This window comes from Arcicella sp. (assembly GCF_964672035.1).
Genome location: NZ_CBABQS010000121.1, coordinates 1 through 8,253 on the forward strand (window position 1 = coordinate 1; position 8,253 = coordinate 8,253).

Sequence of the window (8,253 nt, forward strand, 5' to 3'; positions counted from 1 at the left end):
GACCGTTGCCCTTTACACCATTCTTCTTTACATTTGGTGTTTCGCAATGAGGGCAATAAACTTTGACAAGAACGTAAGACATTCTACAAAGATATTGTCCTCTTGTGATTTAACCCATATTAGAGCATACATTCTGTAACACTACCAAAAATTTTACTTCCTAATTTGATATTCAATCAATACGCTCGTCTTTCCAATCATCCAATTCTCTATTTTTAAAATTAATCCCGACTAAAACTACTTTCTTAGCATTTGTCAAGTAAGGAGTAGCATAGCCTTTTTCCTTTATTTGTTTAAGGGCAACCTGGGCACTCTGATTTAATTTGAATTCGAATATGTAAATAGTGTCATTTGTTTCCAAAACCAAATCACTTCTGCCTTTTGAACTTGCCTCTTCACTTCGCATCATAATACCCGATGTCATCATTAACATTAACAACATAGAATGATAAAATGCTTCTTTTTCGATAAATAAATGATGGGGTATTTTTGAGAATGCAACTTTTATACAATTGGTAAATGTTTCTAAATCATTTTCATTCAAAGCATTTCGCATCGGGTAAGACAAATCGTTTGTTAATCTTTCAGGTGCTACAGTTATATATTCAGCCAAAAGATATTTAGCAAACGAGTATTCAACTTCTTGATTTGGGAAACCCAATTTATATGAGGGAATACCATCCATATTTTTTTCTCTCGCTTTAATTGTCAAGTAACCAGTTTGAAACATCAATCCAATGTCGTCATTCGATTGTGGGTCGAAGCTCGACATCGACCAAGAATCGCCTATTACATAGTTCTTGAAAGTATCAAACAATCGTTGGTTTTGATTAACCATGGTAATTAAAAGTGAAGGTGTTCCTGTATCAAACCAATAGTTTTGAAAAACATTTTTTTGAAAAACATTTAATAAAGAATACGGATTATAAAGCGTTGTTTGCCCATTCCAACTGTAACCATTATACCATTTTTTTAATAATTCCAATAATTCAATTCTCTCCTTCGTTTCAATTTTGGCAAAATTATCAATGTGTTCTTTAAAATTTGACTCAAGCTCTTCTTGTGAAATTCCGCATAAATTGGCGTACTCATTATCTAAAGAAATGTCATTGATATTATTAAGTCCAGAGAATAAACTCATTTTACCAATCTTAGAAACTCCTGTTAAAAGAGTAAACTTTATACAGGCATCGTACGACTTTATATTCGTATAAAAACCTCTCAGAATATCACGATTATAGTCGAATGATTCTACATCATCTATGAAATCAACCAACGCTTTATCGTATTCATCAATTAAAAGAACGATGCTATTTTTTCCATACTTTTCACAAATATTATTCAATAAATCACCAAATGCTATTGATGGTGATAATGTTTTTGAGACCGCTACCTCTAATCTTTGTGCATTTTTTAAAATTTCATTCAAAAGTGCCTCAATTAAATCCCCATCCTTACTAACTATTCTACCAAAATCAATTCTCACAACTGGGTATCGTTTCCAGTCAATTTTATTTTCAATCCAGAGGTCTTTAAAGAGTGCTTTATTTCCCTCAAAAATTTCGTGTAATGTATCCAATAACAATGACTTACCAAATCTGCGGGGTCGTGAAAAGAAAAAGTATTTTCCAGAATCTATCATTCTAAAAATACCTTCTGTTTTGTCTACATATAGATAATTTTGATTTCTAATTTCAGAAAATGTCTGTATTCCAAGGGGTAATTTTTGCATAATTATTTGAAAATTTCTCCTAAAATAGAAGTTTAGAGATTGTTTATTTTATTTTTTTCTTTACCAAATCTAAACACGCTAATATCCAAGCGGTTCTATTTTTTACTTTGGGGTGTACTCCGTTATTTAATTCAATATCCAAGGTTACAAATCTCGTTAAAAGTTGACCATCCATTAAAATTTTACTCATTAAATGGTTAGACATATTGTAATCACGTGCCAAAATTACAGAGGCCGCCTTCGATAAATAATCTGGATCAGCAATTTTTTTTAATGCGTCAGATAATTCCTCTTTCTCTCGGTGGCTAATCGTGATAGCGTCCAAAATAGTAAATGTCAAATGCGAAACATTCCTCAGTTTTTTGCCCGTACTTTCATACTCAAAATTGATTGCTTCAAAAGAACTTTCCGCCATTTCTCTTCTGGCTGGTTCAATTACATATTTTTTAAAATCCTTGAAGTTGGTATATTTATCTGCATCAACGCCTAAAATTTTCCTAATCTCTTCAATGCTATACACAAACATATTCCGATTTTGCCCGATATGCATTCTTAATAACCTATACATTGGTGTTGTATAAATTGATTTGAAACTAAGAACGTTCTCAAATTTATACCTTGCATACTGTTTTTCAAGAAAAAATAAATAGGGTGAAATCTGTGGATTGGTATAAAATTCTAAAAATCCTTGGTCGGGATTATACTCAATCTTAATAAATGGGAAAAGGTGCGTAAACTTCTCTTTTTTTGTTTCAATGGATATTTCCTCAATTGTGATAGGTTTTGCTCCCAGAGTGGCTGAATGAGTCTTTAAATCAGCATACTTGATATGTTTAGAGATATATTTTAAAGGAATCTTAATAATTAAGCCTGTTGTTGATGAAATATCTCTTGATTTCTCAAAATCTATTTGATTTATAAAAAACTCAAAAATTTTTTGTTCAATCCGCCCATACTTCGCATGACTGACAACTAAGTTATTAGGTAAATAATTATTCGCCCTTTTTTCAATGAAGGTCTGTTCTTCAAAATTATATTGTTGTATCTGAGATAATTCTTGTTCATTTTCCATAAATCAAGCTTAGATTTCTACGGATTTTATTGTATGAGATAATTAGTTTTAAAGTTATCCACAACTGATGATATTAGCAAGGTTTTAAGTGTCTAAAAACTCCCCTTACGGTGTCTAAAAACTCCCCTTACGAGACTTTCAAGTGTCCAAAAACTCCCCTTAGAGTGTCTAAAAACTCCCCTTATTGCTTGTAACTACTTGATTTACAATGCATTATAAGCTCCTAAATCGATCAAATAACATTGAGAAATATATAAATCAAGAAAAAATTACTAAAGATAAAAGTATTTAAGTCATATTTTGCTAAAAATAGCCCTAATTAATAAGTTCTTCTAATTTGCTTTTAAGAAAAGTGTCTAAAAACTCCCTTAATCTAAAATATATTCCCTTTGAATTCAAAATTTCATATTGCGAAGTGTCTAAAAACTCCCCTTACGAACATTTTTAGTGATTTTATATGGATATAAACCATGTCACTTACGTTATTTAAACGGTTTAATACAATTAAATATAAGTTTTATCTTAATTAAAAATGGCTAAATTTTTAATATTATAAAGCGTCTAAAAACTCCCCTTAAAGCTATTATTCAATAATTTGTAATTAAAATCTACTATATTTGTAATAATGTTATTACAAATATAGTAGATTTGTATGAATATTATTACAAAACTTATGATTACACAAGAAAATGCTTTAAAGTTTTTAAGACATCGCCCAGCCATCTCGGTATCAGCGGTGGAAAAACAGGCTACTATTCCAGCGGGAACCTTACAACAATCGCTTTCACAGGGGCGACAATTGGCGGAAAAACATTTGGTCGCACTTGATAAAGTATTGAGAGTTTATGGCTACTCTGATGAATTGTATCAAAAAGCAAGAGTTGTTTCAGTGATAAATCACAAAGGAGGAGTCGGAAAAACGACAACTGTTTGTTCTTTGGGAGAAGCACTTGCCAATAAAGGTTTTAAAGTTTTAATGATTGACCTTGATCCTCAAGGCAATTTGAGTCAAATTTTAGGAATTGAACAGCCAGAGGTTCAAGTAGCTGATGCTTTGATTGGTGACATTGAATTTCCCGTTATCTCACTTGACACAAATTTGGATATTTCGCCCAGTGATATTGATTTGGGGAATGCTGAATATCAATTAATTTTAATGCCTGGGGGCGATTTACGTCTTAAAAATAGAATTGTTCCTTTGCTTAGTCGCTATGATTATGTGTTGATTGACTGTCCACCTTCTTTGGGTAAATTGACTGTTTCCGCCCTTTACGCATCGGATTCATGTTTGATTACGATGCAACCAGAAATGGCAGCGATGAAGGGAGTTAATTCTTTGTTGGAAAAAATACATGACATTAAAAAGAACTTAAATCCGATGCTCACAATTGATGGATTGGTTTTCACGATGGTAAAAAAGAATAGCGTTCACGAAGGAATTAAAGATGCGATTAGACAAAATTTGCCACTTCGTATTTTCAATACTGAAATAAAACACTTGGTTGATTTTCAAAAAGCACAGGTAGCTGGAAATACTATTTCAAAATTTTCTAATTCCTCCGAAGCTGCCAGTTTATACAGTGCTTTTTGTGCAGAATATATTGATTATCTCCAATTTTTAAAATAAAAAATAATGGCTAAAATGAATATTGGGGCTATGATTGCCAGTAAAACCAAAGAAACCTTTGCAAATAATTTGTTGATTAATAATGAAAATGTTAAAAACAACATTGTCATTATTGACGAATTACGAGATTTAATTCCCGCTTTGGGAGTAGATGAATACGCACAATTGGAAGCAAATATTTTTAAAAATGGGTGTCGTGATGCGCTATCTATTTGGGAAACTACACACAAAAAAGTTACTGAAAATACCGAAAATTCAGATGAATCAATTTATGTTTTAATTGATGGTCACAACCGTTTTGACATCTGTAAAAAACACAATATTTCTTTCAACGTACAACTTTTGACTTTCACAGATTTGCAGGAAGTTAAAGATTATATGATTGATTTACAGCTTGGTAGAAGAAACCTTAGACCGGAGCAAGTATCTTATTTTAGGGGCCTACGGTTCTTGAATGAAAAGTCTGAAAGGGGAAAATATGACCGTGAAAACCATAAGGTTCAAAGTGAACCTTATGGTCAAAAAGATGGAATTGACACTGCTGAAAAATTGGCAGAAGAGTATAATGTAGGTCGTTCGACTATTAAACGTGACGCTGAATATGCTAAAGGAATTTCTAAGTTAGACAAAAATTTTAGAGATGATATTTTAACGGGTAAGCAAAAAGTTTCAAAGACATTAATTCAGACTATTTCAAAAAATGATACGATTGCGAAGCCAATTGAAAATTTTGAAGAATTGAATTCTATTTTAGATAATTCTACCATTAAAGTTGAACTATATGTAAAAAAGCCAGTAGAATCTTTTGAAAAGGATGCAACCATTTTATTGCAAACCGCCAAGAAATTCTATAAATCAAAAGACGAAATTTATTTGTCAGAACTTCAAATCATTGTATCAAAAATGGCCATGTATTTTGATAAAAAAGCATAAGGTTCAAAATGAACCTTATGCTTTTTAGTGTTTAAATGAAGCAAGCCATATGAGATTTTCATCATAATTAGATAATCCATCTGCATGAAATTAGGATTAAAAAGATTGAGTCAATAAATACCAAATATAAATTTCCAACTTGCATTGAAAGGATGAGGGCTAGTCCACCAGAAGAGTATGGGGGACAGGATCCTTTTTTTATGAAGAAGCTCTTGTGGAACAAGAGCGCTGGCAACAATTTATGCTGGATAAAACCAGAGGTAGCATTAGGGAAAAGAAACTTCCTGTAATAGGTCGCAACTCCCTTATTGGGCCTAAAATTACATAGCATAGCCTAACTCTCTAAAAATAAACTACTTATGATTTATATTTTGAGATTTTACAAAATATAACTTACTGAATTTCAATCACTTGACTTTTAGAGTCATTTTGATAAAGATAGCCACCAATTTCTACTTTTAGGTACCTCAGATACTTATAAAGTGTCATTTTTGAAACACCTATTTCCAAAGCGATTTTATTGACTGCCATATCCCCTTGTTTGTAATAATATTCTGCCAAAATTGCTTTTTTTCGGCTTCTTTAGTCATTCCTTGCCTTCGACCACCTTTTCTGCCCCAATGGAAGGTTAGTATGAAAAGGCAAGATAATTAATAGACAACATAATATTAAAAATTTACGGTAACATAGGACTAAAAATGATAGACGAAAACCATAGAAGGCGAACAATATTGCGAGCAAGGAGGTATGGCAGTTAATAAAATCGCCTCAGAGATTAAAGTTTCAAAAATGACACTTTACAAGTTTCTTAGATATCGAAAAGTCGGATTGTAATCACCATTATCGGAAAATGACATCGGTAAATCTCTGTTATTCTTTCATAAAAATATAAAATCCATATCATGCAAAAAGATCCCTTGTAACGTTATGTAACGCTTCATGATAACGTAGCATTTCTAAGAAAAATGCAAAAATGGAACGTTTTAGCCCCACAAAATATGATGAACAATCTTTTTATTTATCGAAGACGCATCAACGACAAAATACGTAACATATTACCTATTGGCGATTTATCGACGACGTATCGACGACAGACATAAAGGTTCTCATTTTCTCTCAGAAAAGAGTCTATTTTAATGATTTTTTTACTGAATTTTAATGCAATTTTCAAATAGCGAGGTATGTTTTGCGAATACAAAAACTATCGTTTTTATATTCGCAAAACCCTCTGTCCGCTTTGAGCGGAGTATATTCGTAAACTCATATTTCTTGGGATAATGCTATTTTCTAACCCTTTCCTTTGTAGACAGTCTCCGTTGATTTTGGTGTATATGCTTGTTTACGTATACTTCTATTTCTCAAAACGGCGAAAATTGGGTTAAGTCATTAGTTTACAGTACCTAATAAACGTAAACAGGGCTATAAACGGGCGTGTAGATGGGAGTTTACGAACGTTTACACGAAAAACATCCCTTAGGTATAGCCAAAATAGCTGTGTAAAAATCCCCCTACACTTAATAAATAATTGTATAATTAAAGTATAAGATTAGCTATTAATCAACATGCTATATTTTCACAATTATTGGGAGGGCATTAAAAGTGTGGGACAATATCATTTATTCTTTTAAATGAGTCACTTAGAGTTAGCTAACTAAATTCAATATTCTTAAAATAAGTACATCATAAATTATTTGCCCCACACTTTTGATGCTCTCCAATATCAAATGACTTAGATAATTCTGGAACATCTTTCCTGGATAAAGCTGGGGGGCAATTCGCATTTTGACAATCTCTGCTTTGAAATCATCATCAAATCCTCGACGAGTTTTAACTCTTTTACGCTTCCCATTTTCTGGATTTTTTATGCAAAAAAGTGTCACGATTTTGGGTACCATCCCATTCTGTTGTCATTATTAACTTATTACTAAGATGTTATTAACTTATTACTGAGATGTTATTAACTTATTACCCTTATTACTAAGATGTTATTAATTTATTATTAGGATGTTATTAACTTATTACTAAGATATGATTAGGTGAGACTATGCGAGTAATTTTGGTCAGATTTCAAGGTATTCAGTCACCATAAAGTAAAAAAATGTACGTATTTTTTGTATAGGCAAGCGGTGTTACTGTTATCACAGTAACGGCTCTCAGGTTCAATTGAAGTGGAAAGTCTCAGGAGTGTATCAAAAAGTTTAGAGTATTCATATTTTTTTAATTTTCTGATTTAGAAGTGAATCAATAGGTGAGTCCAGAAATGAATCATTAGATTCAGAAGTGAACCAAACGTTGAATCCGGAAGTGAATCAAACGGTCATTTTCTTTACTTTTGAAAACACCATCAAATTTATTCAAAAACAGAGTATTCAGGGTAAAATAATTACGTTAATAAATCAACGTTAAATAAATTTAGCTTTAAATGAGTATTTTTACACTTTTTGCCATAAAAATCATTCAACCCCAAATTTTATGTTAATCGGATACGCCAGAGTTTCAACCCTTGACCAAAACACCGACCTTCAGACCGATGCCCTGAAAACAGCGGGCTGTCAGAAAATATTTATTGATAAAATTAGTGGCGTAAAATCTGACCGCCCCGAACTCAATAAATTAAAAGAGCAACTCCGAGCAGGTGACACGCTAGTGGTCTGGCGACTGGATCGCTTGGGTCGTAGCCTCAGAGATTTGATTGATTGGATGAATTATCTTGAAAAACAGAAAGTCATGTTGAAATCTCTGCAAGAAAGCATTGATACGGGAAACCCTACGGGAAAATTGATATTCCATATTTTCGGAGCCTTATCAGAATTTGAGAGAAATCTGATTGTAGAAAGAACTAATGCGGGTTTAAAAGCTGCCCGAGCCAGAGGCATCAAAGGCGGGCGA

8 protein-coding genes are annotated in these 8,253 nt (G+C 32.4%); 4 read left to right on the forward strand and 4 right to left on the reverse strand.

Features of this window, described 5'->3' with window-relative positions; translation table 11 throughout:
- Positions 1-172 precede the first annotated feature (172 nt).
- Both AC1W31_RS19605 and AC1W31_RS19610 read right to left on the reverse strand, forming a co-directional pair.
- Positions 173-1,732 (reverse strand): ATP-binding protein, encoded by a 1,560-nt coding sequence (locus AC1W31_RS19605; RefSeq protein WP_481736191.1) that lies wholly within the window; start codon positions 1,730-1,732, stop codon positions 173-175.
- A gap of 43 nt (positions 1,733-1,775) precedes the next feature.
- A complete protein-coding gene (locus tag AC1W31_RS19610) occupies positions 1,776-2,804 on the reverse strand; it encodes a replication initiation protein (protein ID WP_481736192.1) in 1,029 nt (342 codons plus the stop codon).
- A gap of 673 nt (positions 2,805-3,477) precedes the next feature.
- Here AC1W31_RS19610 and AC1W31_RS19615 point away from each other — a divergent pair.
- Positions 3,478-4,431: a ParA family protein gene (locus AC1W31_RS19615; RefSeq protein ID WP_481736193.1), complete on the forward strand. Its 954-nt coding sequence runs from the start codon at positions 3,478-3,480 to the stop codon at positions 4,429-4,431.
- Between the two features lie 6 nt (positions 4,432-4,437).
- Positions 4,438-5,364 (forward strand): ParB N-terminal domain-containing protein, encoded by a 927-nt coding sequence (locus tag AC1W31_RS19620; protein WP_481736194.1) that lies wholly within the window; start codon positions 4,438-4,440, stop codon positions 5,362-5,364.
- 393 nt (positions 5,365-5,757) lie between these two features.
- On the opposite strand, the gene AC1W31_RS19625 is transcribed toward AC1W31_RS19620, so the two are convergent.
- On the reverse strand, positions 5,758-5,925 hold the full coding sequence (locus AC1W31_RS19625; protein ID WP_481736195.1) for a helix-turn-helix domain-containing protein: 168 nt from the start codon (positions 5,923-5,925) through the stop codon (positions 5,758-5,760).
- 186 nt (positions 5,926-6,111) lie between these two features.
- Here AC1W31_RS19625 and AC1W31_RS19630 point away from each other — a divergent pair, with 186 nt between their 5' ends.
- On the forward strand, positions 6,112-6,198 hold the full coding sequence (locus tag AC1W31_RS19630; RefSeq protein WP_481736198.1) for a hypothetical protein: 87 nt from the start codon (positions 6,112-6,114) through the stop codon (positions 6,196-6,198).
- Positions 6,199-7,007: 809 nt separating this feature from the next.
- Here the strand turns inward: AC1W31_RS19630 and AC1W31_RS19635 are convergent.
- Positions 7,008-7,244 carry a hypothetical protein gene (locus AC1W31_RS19635; RefSeq protein WP_481736196.1) on the reverse strand — a complete coding sequence of 79 codons (237 nt, stop codon included), beginning with the start codon at positions 7,242-7,244 and terminating at the stop codon, positions 7,008-7,010.
- 592 nt (positions 7,245-7,836) lie between these two features.
- Here AC1W31_RS19635 and AC1W31_RS19640 point away from each other — a divergent pair.
- Positions 7,837-8,253: recombinase family protein (locus AC1W31_RS19640; protein WP_481736197.1), on the forward strand; the 417-nt coding region annotated here is incomplete at its 3' end.

Excerpts from the sequence above, each read along its gene's own strand:
- AC1W31_RS19605 (WP_481736191.1), bottom strand. The coding sequence starts at position 1,732 with ATGCAAAAATTACCCCTTGGAATACAGACATTTTCTGAAATTAGAAAT.
- AC1W31_RS19615 (WP_481736193.1), top strand. The coding sequence starts at position 3,478 with ATGATTACACAAGAAAATGCTTTAAAGTTTTTAAGACATCGCCCAGCC.
- AC1W31_RS19630 (WP_481736198.1), top strand. The coding sequence starts at position 6,112 with ATGGCAGTTAATAAAATCGCCTCAGAGATTAAAGTTTCAAAAATGACA.
- AC1W31_RS19620 (WP_481736194.1), top strand. The coding sequence starts at position 4,438 with ATGGCTAAAATGAATATTGGGGCTATGATTGCCAGTAAAACCAAAGAA.
- AC1W31_RS19610 (WP_481736192.1), bottom strand. The coding sequence starts at position 2,804 with ATGGAAAATGAACAAGAATTATCTCAGATACAACAATATAATTTTGAA.